The following is an 18628-nucleotide window of genomic DNA, read 5'->3' as shown; positions in this document are numbered from 1 at the left end:
GCTAAAAGGGAGTAAGGTATGAGTAAAACAAAGTCCATAAAAGTCCTTCATGTTGTGGGTGGAATGAATAGAGCAGGGACTGAAACAATGCTAATGAATATATATCGAAATATAGATCGAAACAATATTCAGTTTGATTTTATTTCATATGGTCAAAATGAAGCTCATTATGATCAAGAAATTCAAAGACTAGGTGGACGCATTATAAGATTAACAAAAACATACTCAGTAAAGGAAGTATATAACGCAATTAAGGTGTATGGTCCATATGATGTTGTACATTCACACACTTTATTTAATTGTGGTATAGCCAATTTTGCAGCTCTGTTAGCTGGAGTAAAAATTAGAATTGCACATGCACATACAACATTAGATACAAATCAATCTTTTCTTAGGTCAATTTATAAAGGTATTATGCGTAAGTTAATTAAATTAACTTCAACAAAATTATTAGCATGTAGTAGTGGGGCCGGACAATATTTATTTGGTGATAAGGAATTAACGAAAAAAAGATATTCCTATTTTCCAAATTTAATAGATTATACGAAGTTTATAGAGCAACCCAATAAAGAAGTGAAAACATTTAAGAAGGAAGAAGACTTAGGGAACGAGATTATTATTGGTCATATTGGTAGGTTTAAGGAAGCAAAAAACCATTTGTTTTTAATTAAGATGATGGAACACATCTTAAAAAAAGATAATAATTTTAGACTGTTACTAGTTGGTGATGGGGAGTTAAGGGCCAGTATAGAAGAAGAGGCTATAGAATGTGGAATTGACAAGAATATTAAATTTGTTGGTGTTAGAGAAGATATTCCTATGCTATTACATAGTATGGATCTTTTTGTTTTTCCATCTAAATACGAGGGGTTAGGCCTAGTTCTTCTAGAAGCACAGGCATGTGGGATACCCTGTATTGTTTCAGAAGCAATTCAACCTGAGGCAGATTTAAACATTGGTTTAGTAACGAAGCTTATGCTCAATGAAGGACCAGAAGTTTGGGCAAACAATATACTAGCTACCTTTTATAAGAAAGAATTAAATAAAAATCACATAATTAGTGGTTTTGAAAATGAAGGGTATTCATTTTCAAAAGGAATTTCAAATTTAATGTGTTATTATCAATTTTCTATAGGTGAACAAAATGAAGAATATATTAGTAGCATCCTTTGATATGGAAATCGGCGGTGTCGAGAGAAGTTTAATTAGTATGTTAAATCACTTTGACTATAGCAACTATATAGTTGATTTAATGCTCTATAGTCATACAGGTGAATTTATGAAACTCTTGCCCGATAAGGTAAATTTACTTGCAGAAAATAAAGCATATAAGACTTTTAGAATGCCTATTGTAGATGTAATAAGAAGTGGAAAGATAAGTCTAGGGCTTTCTAGACTTTTAGCAAAGTATTTAGCAAACAAAAATCATTCTTCTGAAAATGGAGTTATGCAAATGCAATATATGTGGAAGTACTCAGTACCTTTACTTCCAAAGCATAATAAGAAATATGACGTTGCAATTAGTTATTTGTGGCCACATTATTTTGTTGCCGAAAAAGTAGAAGCTGAGACAAAAATAGCGTGGATTCATACTGATTTCTCAGTTGTAGAAACAGACATAGAAATGGACATGAAAATGTGGAGTAAATTCAACCATATTGTAGCTGTTTCGGAAGAATGTAGAAAATCATTTGTATTGAAATATCCAGCTTTAAAGGATCGGGTTATAGTTATAGAAAATATTACGACACCTGAACTGATTAACACTTTAGCAGGTGATGTAACAGAAAATCCAATGGTTGGTGATTCAAGATTTAAAATAATAACCGTAGCTAGATTATCTTATGCAAAGGGGATTGACACAGCGGTCCAGGCACTAAAAATACTAAAAGATAAAGGATATGAAAATATTTGTTGGTATGTTGTTGGATATGGGGGTGAAGAACAGCAAATTAATGATTTAATAATTGAGAATGATTTAACCGACCACTTTATCCTTTTAGGAAAAAAAATAAACCCGTACCCTTTTATGAAAGAATCTGATTTATATGTACAGCCATCTAGGTATGAGGGGAAGGCAGTTACAGTAGTCGAGGCGCAAATCCTTTCAAAACCAGTACTTATCACAAACTATCCAACTGCGGGAAGTCAAGTTCAGGATGGATTTGATGGTTTAATTTGTGAGCTTTCAGTCAACGGTATTGCAGATGGTATTGAAAAACTTTACTTGGATTACCAATTAAGAGAACAATTAACAAAAAACTGTAATTGTACAGCTTTTAGTAATTTGAATGAGTTAAACAAACTGTATAGCCTAATATAATCACTTGCTGCAACAGAATATAAACCTTTATAAAGGAGGTTTTATGTATTGAAAAAAAATATACTATTTGTAATCGACTCTTTACATGTTGCAGGAGCAGAAAAGAGTTTGACTACATTATTAAATTTATTGAATCTTAATGAATATACCATTGATTTAATGCTATTTGCACACGGTGGTGAATTTGAAAAATTAGTTCCTAAAGAAGTAAATATTTTACCACCCCTTAAATACACAAAATTTACTGAGCTTAACATGGTCGCCTCAGTTGTATACTCAATTAAAAATTTTAATTTCGATATGCTGCTTTCGAGGCTAAAATATTCTTATGGAATAAGAAAAAAAAATTATAGCATTGCTGAAGAAGCAAGAATTTTTTGGGAAAGTGTTTCAAATGCGATTGAGAAAAACGAAAAGACATATGACATCGCCATTAGCTATGCACAAGGAATTCCTACTTTTTATGTCGCAGAAAAAGTTGTGGCAATGGAAAAGTATGCATGGGTAAATGTAAGCTATCAATTGAGTGATCATGAAAAAAATTATCAAAAACCATTTTATAATCAGTATAAAAAAATTGTAGGCGTATCAAATTCTGCACGCGAAGTCTTTTTAGATGCCTTTCCGAATTATTCAAATAAAATGGAGGTTATTTATGATATAAATAATCCAGAATTTATTACTCAAATGGCACTAAACGGAGATAGTTATCAGGATGGTTATGATGGTATCAAAATATTAACAATTGGAAGGTTGGCACACGAAAAAGGGTACGATTTAGCTTTAGAGGCGTGTAAAAATCTGAAAGATCAAGGCGTTAACTTTAGGTGGTATGTACTAGGTAAAGGACCGTTACAACAAGAAATTGAGCAATATATTGAAGTTCATGATTTACACTCGAATTTTATTTTGTTGGGAGTAAAATCAAATCCGTATCCATATATATATAATGCTGACTTGTACGTTCAAACTTCGAAGTTTGAGGGATTTGGTCTTGCCATTGCAGAAGCTCGTATCCTCAATATTCCCGTCGTTGCTACAAGGTTTGATGCAGTTTATAGTCAAATGATTGACGAGAAAAATGGATTAGTTGTTGATATGACTGCAGAAGGTGTAACAAATGGAATATTGAGATTAATAAAGGATAACGAATTGAAAGAGAATATAGTTAAATTCTTACAAACTGAGAAAAAAGGCAATGTTGAAGAATTAGCAAAGTTTTATGAGTTAATAGGTTAATGTAAAATGAGAGTGAGAAGCCTATGAAGATAAAGATATTATTTATGATCATAAATATGAATATTGGTGGAACTGAAAAAGCACTATTAAATATGTTATCTGAAATGCCTGAAGAAAAATACGAAATTACGGTGCTTATGCTTGAAGAGTTTGGTGAATTTTTAAATGAATTGCCAAGAAATATTCGGATTGAGTATGTAAAAAATTATAATGAAATAAATGGATTATTAAACAATCCGCCATTATTTGAAGCAATAAAAATATTTAAAAAAGGTAAACGAATTCACGCTATTAAATTAATTATCCATCATTTATTTTCAAAAATTATTAGAGATAGAAGTTCATACTTTAAATATGTGTTAAAAAAATATCGGAAATTTGAAAATGAATATGATATTGCCGTTGCTTATGCAGGTCCAATGGATTTAATAAGCTATTTTGTTGTCCATAAAATAAATGCTAAAAAGAAAGTTCAGTGGATTCATTTTGACGTAACTAAAATTGCTTTTAATAACAGATTTGCAATTAATCTATATAAGAGGTTTGATAATATTTTTGTTGTATCAAGTGAAGGAAAAGAAAAGCTGATCGACAAATTATCTGGAATAAAAAATAAAATAGATACATTTAGAAATATTATTTCTTCAAGTTTAATCGAGAAAATGGCTAAAGAAGGTGCAGGATTTAATGACGATTTTAAAGGAATCAGGATTCTTACTGTTGGAAGACTCTCGATTGAAAAAGGCCAGGATTTAACAATTAAAGTATTATCAAGAATAAAGAAGGATGGATACAATGTTAAATGGTATTGTATTGGCGATGGAGAAGCTAAGTCAGAGTATCTTAAATTAATAGATGATTATAATATTTCGGACGAATTTATTTTATTGGGCACAAAAACAAACCCATATCCTTATATGAAGCAATGTGATTTGTACGTTCAGCCATCACGACACGAAGGATATTGTATTACGCTATCTGAGGCGAGATGCTTTAGTAATCCAATCGTTACAACAAATTTTACTGGTGCAAGCGAACAAATCAAAAATGGGGAAACAGGCTTAATTGTTAAATTTGATGAAGATGATATGTATAAAGCAGTGAAAGAGTTATTGGACAATGAATTGTTAAGAAATGAAATAAAAATAAATTTACAAAAAGACTCTGTAGATACAACAAAAGAAATAGAGAAATTGGATTTACTCATAGTATAGTTCTAGATATTATGAGGTTCTTTTATACTCATTTTTGGGGTGGAATATGAAGAAGAAAGTATTATTTATGCTTAGTAGTATGAATATAGGCGGTGTGGAGAAATCTTTTCTATCATTGTTGTCAGTAATTCCAAAAGATAAATATGATATTACTCTGTTACTTTTAGAGAAAAAAGGCGGATTTATCAATATTATCCCGGATTGGATTAAAGTAGAAGAGGCTACATGGTATACAAAAATTAAGGATATTATATTACAATCTCCACACGAAACTTTAAGAAGTTACTTTGTCAATAAACAATACTTTAAAATGGTGTCATTTTTAAGCAGATATTTAATTTCTAAAAAACTTTCAAATCGAAACATATATTATGATCATATTTTTAAAGAGGTTCCAAAAGATTTCAATATATATGATGTAGCTATATCTTATCAAGGACCTACAGATATCATTGATTATTACATCGCTAACAAAGTAGCCGCTAAAAAAAAGGTATCATGGGTTCACTTCGATGTTTCAAAGCATTTAATAAATACGAAATTATATAAAAAACTTCATAGGAAGTTTGATAAGATCTTTGTCGTTTCGGAAGAAGCAAAGAAAAGACTAATTGAAAAATTTCCGCAGGATGTACATAAAGCAGAAGTATTTAGAAATATACTTTCTCCTAATGTAATTAATGATATGTCTTTAGCAGAGGTTGAATTTGATAATAGTTTCATAGGAATGAAGATTTTGACAGTTGGAAGGCTTTCAAAAGAAAAAGGTCAAGATATAGCTATAAAGGTATTATCAAAATTAATTGAAAGTGGATATAATGTGAGATGGTACTGCATAGGTGAAGGAGAGGATCGGATAGAATATGAAAGCTTAATTCATAAACTTGGGTTAGAATCCCATTTTATTTTATTAGGTTCTAAACATAATCCGTATCCGTATATTGCTAAGACTGATCTTTATGTTCAAACTTCTAGACACGAAGGTTTCTGTCTTACTCTAGCTGAAGCTAGATGTTTGCATAAACCGATTATTACTACAAATTTTACAGGTGCATATGAGCAGATAACTGATAATTATGATGGATTTATTGTCCGATTTGATCAGGATGAATTGTTTGAAAAAATAACATATTTAATTAATAACCCTGAAAAAAGCGAACTTTTTGTAAAAAATCTTTTAAGTGAAAATGTCGATACTACTTTTGAAGTAAATAAGCTTTATCAATATATTGGATAAATTGGAGTGAAATTATTGAATCCAAAAATAAGTATTATTGTTCCTGTATATAAAGTAGAACCCTATATTCATAAGTGTATTAATTCATTATTAGATCAGACATTTACTGATTATGAACTTATTCTAATTAATGATGGTTCACCAGATCAATGCGGAGAAATTTGTGATCATTATGCTACTGTTGATTCTAGAATTAAAGTAATTCATAAAGAAAACGGTGGGCAGGCAAGTGCAAGAAATACCGGTTTAGAAATTGCTAAAGGCGACTATATTGGATTTGTAGATAGTGATGACTATATTGATAATGATATGTTAGAAGTTTTGATTAACAATGCTATGAAATTTGAGGCAGAAGTAGTCGAATGCGGCATAAATATTGTAAATGGTGATAAAATACACCAAATTCAAAATAATATCCAAGTTGAATTTGGTGATAACATATTCGCGTTAAAAGGATTATTAAATAATGGATATCGAAATTCTGTTTGTAATAAGTTATATAAAAAAGAAATCTTTAATGAACTTAGATTTCCAAATAAATTATATGAAGATGGTTTTTTAGCTTTTAAAATATACTATTTGGTAAAGAAATACGTATTCATTGGTGAAAGCAAATATAACTATGTACAAAGAAACGAGAGTACAATGTCAAAACAAGAAAATTTCACTTTAAGGAATTTGGATGGTTTTGAGTGTGATGAAGAGAGATATCACTTTATAAAGGAAAGAGTTAGTGAACAATCACTACTTACTTTATCGGAATCCTATTTTTTTAATCGTATTTTATTTTTTTATCAAAAGCTACTTAACAATAAAGAAATTGATCCATATAAGAAATATAGAAATGATTTAAAAAACAAAATTGTAAAAAATTATCAAGATTTTTTAGTAAATCCTAATTTAAAAAAATTTTACCTTCTAGTAATGTCTTCTAAGCTAAATATTAACAGGTTCAACTTTATATTTACGAATTATATGAGTGGTTTAAATTATCTTTTAAGAACATATTCTAACTTTCGTAAAATACTTATAATAGAAAGGATAGGGAGCAAATGAATCCAAAAATAAGTATTATTGTTCCTGTATATAAAGTAGAGCCGTATATACATAAATGTGTGGATTCAATCTTAGCTCAAACGCTGACTGACTTTGAACTTATCCTTGTCGACGATGGATCACCCGATCAATGCGGAATAATATGTGATGAGTATGCAAAAAAGGATGATCGTATAAAAGTTATCCATAAAATAAATGGTGGGCAAGCAAGTGCTAGAAATGCTGCTTTAAACATTGCTAAGGGAGCTTATATAGGATTTGTAGATAGTGATGACTGGATTGAACCGGATATGTATGACCTACTTTATAACATTTGTATCGAAAATGAATGCGATATTGCGAACTGTACGAGTATTGTTCATTATAATGACAAAATAATTGTAAATGAATCACAACCATTAACAATTCATAGTAGAAACCAAGCAATGAAGGCATTATTTGAAGGTGTATTATATGATGAAGTTGTTTGGTCAAAATTAATAAAAAGAGAGCTTTTGGAAAATCTTAGATTTCCAGAAGGAGTCATGTATGAGGATACAGCATTTACTTACAAAGTAATCAATGAGAGTGAAAAAGTATGTTATATTGGTCAACCAAAATATCATTATATTAAACGTGAAAATAGCACAATGGATCTGGCGGTAAAAAATAAAAGTATCGATGCAGTTCTCATTTACGACGAAATTTATAGATATGTTAGACAACATTATCCTGAACTAAAACCAATAGTAACATTAAAATTGGCTAATAACGCAATGGCTGTGTTAAACACCATTTCATTGGACCCAAATAGTAATTTATATCAAAAAGAATATAAAAAAGTTACTTCAATTTTAAATAATTATTTTGCAGAAACAATTAGAATCAAAGAGTATGTTATAAATGTAAAAATATTATTATTAGTAACACGAATTCACCCTATTTTTTATAAGGTAATAATTAATATCCTGTCAAGGAGAAAAAGAAGATGAACATTTACCGAAGATTGTATGTACTAGGTTCAAAAATTAAAATAAAGAGCATTGAACAGGTTACCACTCTATTTAATAGAATGGTTTTTTTATTTTCTAGACAACCCTTAGTAAAAACTACGGATGAAAGTTTAAGTTTAATTGTACAAAGTAAGTGTTCTATAAGTAGGTATGGAGACGGTGAATTTAATTTAATGTACGGAACAAGCTTAAGATTTCAACCATATTCACAGGAGTTAAGTCTTAGATTAAGGGAAATCATTAAAAGTGATCAAGAAAATCATAAAGTTTTTATTCCAAATATTTTCAATAATGTTGATTGGTGTACTGAACGCTCTAGAAATTACTGGATAAGGTACCTAAATTTAAATCGATTTAAGATTTATAAACTACTTTCTAAGAGCAAAGTTTATTATGATTCGTTGGTTACACGTCTTTATATAGACTATAAGGATAAGAGTCAGGCTGGGTTCAGGTTTAAGACATTTAAAAAGTTGTGGAATCAAAAGGATATCATTATTATCGAAGGGGAGCAAAGTAGATTAGGGATTGGAAATAATTTGTTCGATAATGCCAAATCAATAAAAAGAATTTTATGTCCTGCTATTGATGCATTTGCAAAGTATGATCAAATATTAAAAGAAGTAAAAAAACATGATAAATCAAAGTTAGTATTAATTGCTCTTGGACCAACTGCTACGGTGCTGGCATACGATTTAGCTAACATTGGCTATCATGCTGTTGATATCGGTCATATTGATGTCGAATATGAGTGGTTTTTAAATAAAGCTATAGAAAAAGAAGCAATAAAAAATAAATATGTAGGTGAAGTTCCAGACGGTACTGATGTTCATGGTATCAGCAACATTAAATATGAAGAAGAAATCATTACTAGAATATCGTAAGTTATGGGATAGGGTGACATTGAATGGCATGTGAAATTTCAATAATCGTACCTGTGTATAAAGTAGAAAAGTATCTAAATAAATGCATAGACTCAATACTTGGGCAAACGTTTAAAAATTTTGAACTAATACTTGTTAATGATGGTTCTCCTGATAATTGTAAAAAAATATGTGATGACTATATACGTATTGATCAACGAATAAAAGTTATTCATAAAGAAAATGGTGGTTTATCATCAGCGAGGAATGCTGGACTAAAAATCGCAAAAGGAAAATATATTGCATTTGTGGATAGTGATGATTTCATCGATTACAATATGTATGAAATCTTGCACAGTAATGCATTAGAACATTCATCGGATATTGTAATATGTGATTTTTTGGCAGTGAATGAAGGCGAGATAATCAACTCAAGTAAACCTATTATTCAGTATAAAGTAGAACATTACACAAACATCGAAGCTTTAAAAGAATTATATGGGAATAAAGGAGTTAAATTTGTAGTTGTTTGGAATAAATTGTACAAGAGAGATTTATTTGACAATCTAGAGTTTGAAGAAAATAAAATTCATGAGGATGAATTTATTGCTCATCAGTTACTTTATAAAAGTTCGAAAGTAACATACCTACCTATACAATTGCATTTTTATCTACAAAGAAAAGATAGCATTACACAATCAGGATTTTGCATTAAGCAACTCGACTTTATTAAAGCTTATAAAGAAAGAGTTAAATTTTTTAAGAAAATAAATCAGTGTGAATTAAAAAAAAAAGCCGAATACTGTTACATACCATTATTTTTTAGTTATTATTACAAAGCAAAAAGTGCATTACCTAATAGTAACGGAGAGTTAAAAAAGTTAAAATCAGAATTCTGTTTAAGTCTATTTTCATTTATAAAAAATCCATATTTTATTAAAAAGGAAAAAATAGGGTGGCTTATTTTTATGATCAATTCGGACTTATATGATATTTTGGTTCAAAAAAGACTAAATAACTTTTTATAAAAAAAGTTACAAGTCTTATCTATTTTTTTTAAAGGGTGATAAAATTTGAAATCTTCATTAAGGAAATTATTGATGCTTTTTAATAAAAAAGAAAAGAATAAACTTTTAATATTATTTCTCATGATGATAGCCGCGGCAGTATTTGAAACGATCGGAATAGGAGCAATTTTCCCATTCGTAGGTATTTTAACTGACCCAACGGTAATCAAAGAACAGGCTATTTTAGCATATATATATAAGTTTTTTCATTTTCAATCAGTAAACGGGTTTATCGTATTTGCAGGTATAGCATTACTAGCAGTCTTTTTTATTAAAAATGTATATTTGCTAATTTTTAATCATTTACAGGTACGCGTTATTCTTAACCAACAAGTAAAATTATCAAGAAACTTGTTTAAAGAGTATTTAACAAAACCGTATGTATTTCATTTACAAAGAAACACGTCAGAATTACTTCGCAATATAAATTCAGAAATTACAAAAGTATTTCAAGGAATCATTATATCGGGATTTCAATTATTAACAGAAATTCTTGTTACTTCATTTATATTAGTTTTGTTAATTGTTACAGCACCTTTAGCAACAATAATCGCTTCTACACTACTAGGTGGAAGTGTTTTTATATTTTTTAGGTTCTTTCGTAAAAAGATTAGTCAATTAGGTGAAGAACAACAGGTAGTAAATGCTGCAATGATTAAATGGGTTAACCAAGGATTAGGAGCAAGTAAAGAAGTTAAAGTATCAGGTAAAGAAGATTTTTTTGTTAATGCTTTTACTAATCAAAGCCAAAAAAATGCTAGAAACAGTCGACAATTAAATATTCTAAATCAAGTGCCTAGATACTTTATTGAAACAACTATGGTAACTATTGTGCTAATTACGATGTTAATAATCGTTTTTAGAGATAGTAATACTACTAGTCTAGTTTCAACAATGGCACTGTTTGCTATGGCAGCATTTCGTTTAATGCCCTCGATTACTAGGATAGTAGGGTTTATTACAGCTATTCGTTACTCCCAACCTGCTTTATCGATTGTTTATGATGACTTGTTTTTAAATAAAGATCAACATGTAAACAGTGACCAGCCAGTATTTGAGAATAGTTCAGGGATGACTAATCATAATGAAAGAATTTTTGTGGATTCAATTAAATTGAAGGATATCTCTTTTAAATATCCTAATCAAAAGGATTTTTCAGTTAAAGATGTGTCTTTAAAGATTCCTATTGGGCAATCTGTTGCATTTATTGGAGAGTCTGGTGCTGGAAAGACAACATTAGTTGATATCATTCTTGGGTTATTTCAACCTGAAAACGGTGAAATCTTAATTGATGGAAAAGATTTAAATGATCAAAGAACTTTGTGGAAACAAAAAATTGGTTATATTCCACAGACGATTTTTTTATCTGATGATACAATTCGTGGAAATATTGCATTTGGTTTAGATGAAAATCAAATAGATGAAAGTGCCGTATGGAGAGCGCTAGAGCAAGCGCAATTAAAGGAATTTGTTGAATCACTTCCTGAACAATTAAACACCACAGTAGGGGAAAGAGGAGTAAGACTTTCAGGTGGACAGCGTCAACGTATTGGAATTGCTAGGGCACTATACCACAATCCGGAAATAATCTTTATGGATGAAGCAACATCCGCATTGGATAATGAAACAGAAAAGGAAATTATGAAGTCCATCGATGGTTTAAAAGGAGAAAAAACCTTAATTATTATTGCGCATCGTCTAAGTACAATTGAAAATTGTGATATTGTTTTCAAAATGAATAAAGGTAGATTAGTAACAGTTGACCATAAATTAAAGCACTCAGTTATTTAATAATGGATAATATTTAATTTAAACCATTTTTAAAGGAGGTACATTATGTTTAGGAGAGGATTAGAGGAAATTAAAAAAAAGGCAGCCCAAACTTGGTATTGGCATGGATTTTATAGCAACTTAATTAAAGAAATTGAAAAAGAAATAAAACCAAAAAATTTGGAGGCTGAAGCTCCATTCGTAAATAAACCCGGTATTGCATTTTCATTTGATGACAGTTTTAGAGTAGAACAATGGTATAAATATGGAATGGATTTATTTGGGTATTACGATGTTAAAGTAACATTTAATATTAATGGATTTCACCATTTTGAAGGTGAGAGGGAACATAATCAAAAGGAAATAGATCTATTACTAGAATTACAAGCAAATGGTCATGAACTTGCTCACCATAGTCTAAAACACAAAAATGCTAAAATATATATTAAAGAATACGGATTATCAAAATGGATTGAAGATGAAATAGAACCATTAATTAATTGGATGGAAAAGCAATCCCATTCTAGAACAAAAGAAAAGTTTAAATTGCCGGTAACGTATTCATTTCCATTTACAGCATTAAATGATGAAATGATAAACGAGTTAGTTCCAAAGTACTTTAAAATTGTAAGGGGACATTCTTCTGCCGATTATTTAACCCCTTTCAATCATACTGGATTTGCACCTGCAATTTGTATAGATAGTATATTTTTAAAGAATAAAAAATATATTAAAAGAATTTTGAGAATTGTGAAGAAAACTGGGCTAAATTTAATTTTAATGTCTCATTCAATATTACCAGAAGATGTAAATTGGGAAGATTTTGGATGGGGAGAAGAATCTAATCTTGCTGGATCGTGGAGAACCTCAACTAAAATGATTAAAGAAATTATAAATGAAGCTAAAGATCTAGGCTTGGAGTTCTATACCACTGCTGAAATAGCTGGAATCGCCACTTTTATAGATCAAAATTTAGAACATTGTATTAGACAGCATCTGCCTAATCCAAATGTAAAATGGATAACCATTTCTGAATTGAGCTTGATAAAGGAATTAGATTTAAGCGGTCAAAATATTTCAAATCTCGACGGTTTACAATATCTAACAAACTTGGAGAAGATCAATCTAATTGATAATAATATAACAGATTATAGGTTGTTAAACAGACTTAGTAAATTAAAAGAAACTTATATTAATAATGAACAAATTGAATCTAAAACGGGGAGTTAATTAAAAAAAATATTGGGGAATGGGGAAAAATGATTATAAAAGACATCTTAAAAAGTAAAAAAGTCACACTTTACATTTATGATTTTTTTAGAAAATTACGATATACTTTTATTCCTATGATTAGACCGGTCATTTTACCAAATATTATGTTTAACTTTAATAAGTTTTTAAGAGTAACTCGTGTTAATAGAAAAAGTCATTTCGAGAAATTAAAAAAAATAAAAAATAAACATTTAGGTGAAAGATGTTTTATTGTCGCAACAGGACCAAGTCTGAAAATTGAGGATTTAGAAAAACTTCGTGGAGAAATTACTTTTAGCATGAATTCAATTTGCCTCGCATTTGAAGAAACGGACTGGAGACCTACATATTATGGGATTCAGTGCATGGGAAATTATCTTAGGTTCGAAAAAGATATTAAAGATTTGAATTCAGAATGTAAATTTATTGGTGAACCTATTTTAAAGCAAACGGAAATTCCTGAAGAATACTATGTTTATCCAATGAACATGTTAAATCACTATTGGCAGCATACGAATTATAATACAAAGTTTAGCGATGATGCTTTTACAGTAGTGTATGATGGATATTCAATTGCTTATTCACTTTTACAAATTGCAGTTTATATGGGATTTAAGGAGATCTATTTACTCGGCGCAGATTGCAATTATTCTAGTGACCTGAATCACCATTTTAAAAATTATGATTGCTTTGATCCCTCTTATTCAGTTGCTGGAATTAAAATGATTCATGCATACAAAGTGGCAAAGAATTATGCGGATTTACATAATATTAAAATTTTCAACGCCACTAGAGGAGGAATGTTGGAAGTATTTGAAAGAGTTAATCTTGATGAAGTTTTAGCTAAAAATAGTTGCGATGAACCTTTACTATCTTTATCGTAACTTAAAATGTGAAATAATGAAAAATGATTTAAAAAAATATTAAATTCATACCTACTTTCTTACTTATTAAAGTATTTATGTCACTTTTATGGGGGTTTGACAGGGTTTTTAAAAGATGATAATTTTTGAGATAAGATGTTCTTAATAAAGAAAAATATTCATTTATTGTTAGACCTCCTTAAGGATTTTTTGGTAATAGTTCAAAATAATGAACAAACTATTTACAAATACTTTATAATGACTATTTTGAAAATAAAAACCAACAGAGGGAGATTAATATGGAGGAGTTTAGTTATATTTATATAGATAATTTTCTATATAGTTCGTTCTATATTAACTTGGATCAGAGTTTATTCTGTCTTATATTCTTCCTTTTTTTTAGAGGTAAACCTTTTGGTTTTCTAGAGAGGAAGACAAAAAAAAATATTATTAATTTTTTCCTACCAGTAGTTAGGCTAATACGCGTCTTACAACTAACTTATTTATATAATAGAAAAAGAAAATTAAATAAAAGGACCCCAGGTTTTTTTCCGACAATATCATCATTACATAAGGGACATTGTCTAATTTTAGGTGGTCAAGGTGAGTATAAAATTATAAATTTTAGAAGGAATTGTGTTACTACTGTATTCCCTAACGATTTTTCAAATAGTGTGATGGAGAATAGAGCTTATAAACTAAAAGAGGCTCAAAACTGTAAATTATCACCTACTCTACTAGATTGGAATATTACTGGTAGGTATATGAAGGAAAGTTATTTAAATTTAAAGCCTATATGTTTCGAATTAAATGATATAAAGAGTGTTTATTTAGAAACTCTACCTATTTTAAAAGATATTTTATTAAGTAAAGATCGTAAAATAATCTCTTTAAGACAATATATCCAAGATGTCTCAATAAGGATTGATCAATTATTAAATCCTTTTTTAAAAAATAATGTTAAATTAGTAAATAATATTAAAATTATTTTAGAGTTTATTTCGGAAATAAACGACGAACTGCACAAAGAAGCTTCTGAGACAGAAATTATTTTAGGGTTCTCACATGGAGATTTTTGGGAAGGGAATATTCTGAAAAGTGGAAAAACACAGAAGGTAATAGATTGGAATACTTTAGAAATTAGAAGCGCTTTTTTTGATTTTTACTTTATTACATTTGACAAGGTTTCTAGTGTAAGTGAAGCAAGTTTATATGAAACTAGTAGAGAAATTGAAAAAGCATTTCATACTTTTATTAGTAATCACTTAGATGGTAATTTTATAAATTCTAAATTAGCCACAAAACTAGAAAAACAATTAGAATTATATAGGTTCATATTTTATTTAGAATTTATTATTCAAAGGGTAACTGAAAATGCATCAGGAGAGCCAAGATATTTTAAGTATTTAGGAGATAGAATTAAATTTTTTCAAATGTATGAAAGTATAGTTGGTGAAAGAAAATCTAATAAATATATGATCGAAAAAATTTAGTGGAATTTTCAAAAAATAATAATGAAACGAACGAGATCATTTTTAATCCATAAAAAGTATCAGGGGGAATATAATTTATGAAAATCGTCGGAATCATTCCAGCTAGATATAATTCTTCAAGATTCCCAGGTAAACCATTAGCAGATATTTGCGGAAAACCAATGATTTGGTGGGTTCATGACCGACTAAAAGGAATAGAAGAACTAAGTGATATATATGTAGCAACAGATGATCTACGAATCAAGGAAGTTTGTGAAAACTATGGTATAAAAACGATTATGACTTCTGAAAATCATAAAACACACATAGACCGACTATACGAGGTTTCTACATTAATAGATGCAGATTTTTATATTAATGTAAATGGGGATGAACCATTAATAGAAACCGAGGCAATTAGGAGGATTCTACCTAAGGAGGTTGATTCGAAGTCATTATATGTATCAAATTTAATGACAGAATTAAAAAATCCTTTGGAGGCTGTAGATTTCTCTAAGATTAAAGTAGCAACAGATGTTTTTGGATATGGATTATATTTAGCTAGAAGCCCAATTCCTTACCCTAAGGGGACATACGATTTTTATTATAAAAAGTTTGTTGGAGTACAATGTTTTACTAAAAGTGCATTAGAGTTCTGTTATTCAGCACCAAGAGGCCCTTTAGAAGCAGCCGAGGATATTGATGAGTTTAGATTTATAGAAAATGGCCAAAAGATAAAGTTTGTGGAAGCAAATGTTACTACTTTATCTGTGGATACTCCAAAAGATTTAGATAAAGTAAGGGATATCATAAAAAATCGTTTAGAAAGTGTGGTATTTGAGTGAATAATATAAAGCTACTCGACTGTACTTTACGCGATGGTGGTTACATCAACAATTGGAATTTTGGCAAAAGAACAGTTGAAAAAGTAATTGAAAAATTAACACAGTCTAATATTGATATTGTTGAATGTGGATTTCTTAGAGATGTAGCTTATGATAATGATACAACTATTTTCGATGATGTAGAAAAGATTAAAGAAGTAATACAGCCAAAAAATAGAAGCACCACATATGTAGCTATGATTGATCAACCATTTATCTCAATCGACAAGATAAAAGAATATGATGGTACTTCGATTGATGGAATTCGATTAACGTTCCATGATAATGCAAAAGAAATTACTGAAGCATTAGAATATGGAAAAATGTTAATTGAAAAAGGATATAAAGTATTTATCCAACCAGTTGGTACTACTAGCTATACCGATGCAAATCTGTTAGCTTTGATTGAAAAAGTGAATGAACTAAAGCCATATGCATTTTATTTAGTGGATACACTAGGGATTATGTATAAAAATAATTTACTAAGAATGTACCACTTATTGGATCATAATCTTGATAAATCAATTAGTATCGGATTCCATTCCCATAATAATTTACAATTATCTTTTTCAAATGCACAGGAATTGCTAACGCTCCACACTAAAAGAAATATAATTATAGATTCTTCGGTATTTGGTATGGGAAGAGGAGCGGGAAATTTATGCACCGAGCTAATTTCTGAGTACATTAATGAAAATATTGAGGAAAAATATAAAATTGTTCCTTTATTAGAGATTGTAGATGAGCATTTAAGTAGATTTTTTAATGAGCCTAAATGGGGTTATTCCGTACCATATTTTATAGCGGCCATCAATAGTTGTCACCCTAACTACGCTTCATACTTAATTAATAAACAGACGATTTCTGTTAAATCTATCAATACAATATTGAGGCAAATACCAAACCAAAAGCGTGATATCTATGATGAAAATTATATTGAAGATTTATACATAAGTCATCAAATGCAATTAGTGGATGATACAGAAAACCTAAAAATCATAGGGAAGTTAATTGGAGATAAAAAAGTAATAATTATAGCACCAGGTAAATCGGTTGAAAAAGAATTGGAAATCATTAAAAAATTTATACATGAAGAGGACCCATTTATTATTAGTGTAAACTTTATACCGGATGCCTTTAAGTGTGACGCTATTTTTATTAGTAATAGTAAGAGGTTTAAGAGTATGGAGGATGTAGTAAAAGAAAGACCACTTACTACATCTTTAATAACAACGTCAAATATTACAAACTTAAAAGTGGATTCGTCAATCGTCGTTAATTATTCAGATTTACTCCTAGATAACCCTGTAATTTCGGATAACGCAGGACTAATGGTTATCAATTTATTAAATCGTTTATTTATTGATAATGTGTATCTGGCAGGATTTGATGGATTCAGTTTAAACAAGGCAAAAAACTATTATTCTACTGATCTAATCAATCATATTGAAATGGTAGAGCTTGTAAAGAAGAATGAAGAAATTAAAAACTATTTAGCATTTGTGGAAAAGAACATGGAAATTCATTTTGTAACGTCGACGATTTATAAAGACGTTCAATTGTATAGTAAGACATACTGATATGGGGGACATATGAAATATTCTACAATTATTTTTGACTTAGATGGAACATTATTGGATACAGCAGAAGGGATTATGATTGGCGCGAATTACACTGCTATTCAAATGGGGGCATCTGAATTAACAGTAAAACAGCAAAAAAATTTCATTGGCCCACCACCTATTAAATCGTTTATGAATGAATGTGGTTTTACAGAGGAGCAAGCAAGAGAAGCGGTAAAAATATATAGAAATCGATACAAAGAAAAAGGTAAATTTGAAGCAAAGCATTATCGGTTTATAGAAGAATTGCTAACCGCGTTAAAAGAAAAAAGCTATACAACAGCAGTTGCTACCCTAAAAAGGGATGATTTGGCTAAAGAAATTTTAAAAAATTTTGAATTGAGTGCGTATTTCGATTCCATAATTGGAGTTGATGATGCCGATACTCTAAATAAGTCTGATCTCATTATTATGTGTTTAAATGAATTAGGACAAAATGACCTTTCTAAAGTAGTAATGATTGGAGATAGTATTCATGATGCAAATGGTGCTAAAGAAGTCGGTATTGACTTTATAGCAGTGACATATGGGTACGGATTTAAAAATAAAGTAGATGTACTTCAGTGTAAGCATGTTTATATCTCTGAGAGTGCGGAAGATTTGATAGATTTTTTTGAATTAAATGAGACGATTAAATAGGGATAGGAATATATCTTTGCAATCCATATTAAGATGTTGTAATGTTCAATATAAAGAACGATAAAGAAAGCTAAATAAAACAATGTCAATTTTCAAACATTATTATTATAGTTTTGTAGGTAATAGTTAGAATAAG

General features: G+C 29.5%; 16 protein-coding genes. All 16 read left to right on the top strand.

Annotated features, from left to right (window positions below):
• The first annotated feature begins 18 nt into the window (after window positions 1-18).
• The 16 genes from CN601_RS20295 (at window position 19) to CN601_RS20220 (ending at window position 18492) form a co-directional block, all read left to right on the top strand.
• On the top strand, window positions 19-1173 hold the full coding sequence (locus CN601_RS20295) for a glycosyltransferase family 1 protein (protein ID WP_098172143.1): 1155 nt from the start codon (window positions 19-21) through the stop codon (window positions 1171-1173).
• Complete coding sequence (locus CN601_RS20290) at window positions 1145-2323, top strand: glycosyltransferase (protein ID WP_098172142.1); 1179 nt, start codon at window positions 1145-1147, stop codon at window positions 2321-2323. Before CN601_RS20295 ends, CN601_RS20290 begins: the two co-directional genes overlap by 29 nt.
• Before the next feature lie 48 nt (window positions 2324-2371).
• On the top strand, window positions 2372-3562 hold the full coding sequence (locus tag CN601_RS20285) for a glycosyltransferase (RefSeq protein WP_098172141.1): 1191 nt from the start codon (window positions 2372-2374) through the stop codon (window positions 3560-3562).
• A 23-nt stretch (window positions 3563-3585) separates the two neighbouring features.
• Window positions 3586-4776 (top strand): glycosyltransferase, encoded by a 1191-nt coding sequence (locus tag CN601_RS20280; protein WP_098172140.1) that lies wholly within the window; start codon window positions 3586-3588, stop codon window positions 4774-4776.
• Window positions 4777-4822: 46 nt separating this feature from the next.
• A complete protein-coding gene (locus CN601_RS20275; protein WP_257131763.1) occupies window positions 4823-6013 on the top strand; it encodes a glycosyltransferase in 1191 nt (396 codons plus the stop codon).
• Between the two features lie 15 nt (window positions 6014-6028).
• Window positions 6029-7069 carry a glycosyltransferase family 2 protein gene (locus tag CN601_RS20270; RefSeq protein WP_179865628.1) on the top strand — a complete coding sequence of 347 codons (1041 nt, stop codon included), beginning with the start codon at window positions 6029-6031 and terminating at the stop codon, window positions 7067-7069.
• On the top strand, window positions 7066-8040 hold the full coding sequence (locus CN601_RS20265; protein WP_098172138.1) for a glycosyltransferase family 2 protein: 975 nt from the start codon (window positions 7066-7068) through the stop codon (window positions 8038-8040). The genes CN601_RS20270 and CN601_RS20265 overlap by 4 nt, the downstream gene beginning before the upstream one ends.
• Entirely contained in the window at window positions 8037-8945 is a 909-nt protein-coding gene (locus tag CN601_RS20260) for an SP_1767 family glycosyltransferase (protein WP_098172137.1), read from the top strand. The genes CN601_RS20265 and CN601_RS20260 overlap by 4 nt, the downstream gene beginning before the upstream one ends.
• A gap of 23 nt (window positions 8946-8968) precedes the next feature.
• A complete protein-coding gene (locus CN601_RS20255) occupies window positions 8969-9952 on the top strand; it encodes a glycosyltransferase family 2 protein (protein ID WP_098172136.1) in 984 nt (327 codons plus the stop codon).
• 45 nt (window positions 9953-9997) lie between these two features.
• Window positions 9998-11782, top strand: coding sequence for an ABC transporter ATP-binding protein (locus tag CN601_RS20250; protein ID WP_098172135.1), 1785 nt, complete (start codon window positions 9998-10000; stop codon window positions 11780-11782).
• Between the two features lie 45 nt (window positions 11783-11827).
• Entirely contained in the window at window positions 11828-12991 is a 1164-nt protein-coding gene (locus CN601_RS20245) for a polysaccharide deacetylase family protein (protein ID WP_098172134.1), read from the top strand.
• A 29-nt stretch (window positions 12992-13020) separates the two neighbouring features.
• Window positions 13021-13896 carry a 6-hydroxymethylpterin diphosphokinase MptE-like protein gene (locus CN601_RS20240; RefSeq protein WP_098172133.1) on the top strand — a complete coding sequence of 292 codons (876 nt, stop codon included), beginning with the start codon at window positions 13021-13023 and terminating at the stop codon, window positions 13894-13896.
• A gap of 278 nt (window positions 13897-14174) precedes the next feature.
• Entirely contained in the window at window positions 14175-15368 is a 1194-nt protein-coding gene (locus CN601_RS20235) for a protein kinase family protein (RefSeq protein ID WP_098172132.1), read from the top strand.
• Window positions 15369-15445: 77 nt separating this feature from the next.
• Window positions 15446-16192: a 3-deoxy-manno-octulosonate cytidylyltransferase gene (locus tag CN601_RS20230; protein ID WP_098172131.1), complete on the top strand. Its 747-nt coding sequence runs from the start codon at window positions 15446-15448 to the stop codon at window positions 16190-16192.
• On the top strand, window positions 16189-17811 hold the full coding sequence (locus CN601_RS20225; RefSeq protein WP_098172130.1) for an aldolase catalytic domain-containing protein: 1623 nt from the start codon (window positions 16189-16191) through the stop codon (window positions 17809-17811). The genes CN601_RS20230 and CN601_RS20225 overlap by 4 nt, the downstream gene beginning before the upstream one ends.
• Window positions 17812-17823: 12 nt before the next feature.
• Window positions 17824-18492, top strand: coding sequence for an HAD hydrolase-like protein (locus CN601_RS20220; RefSeq protein ID WP_098172129.1), 669 nt, complete (start codon window positions 17824-17826; stop codon window positions 18490-18492).
• Window positions 18493-18628: the final 136 nt, after the last annotated feature.

This window comes from Bacillus sp. AFS017336, from assembly GCF_002555445.1.
In the GTDB taxonomy this organism is placed as follows: Bacteria; Bacillota; Bacilli; order Bacillales; family Bacillaceae_G; genus Gottfriedia.
Note: the sequence above shows the minus strand (reverse complement) of the source record. Positions and strands in the feature narration are given on the sequence as shown.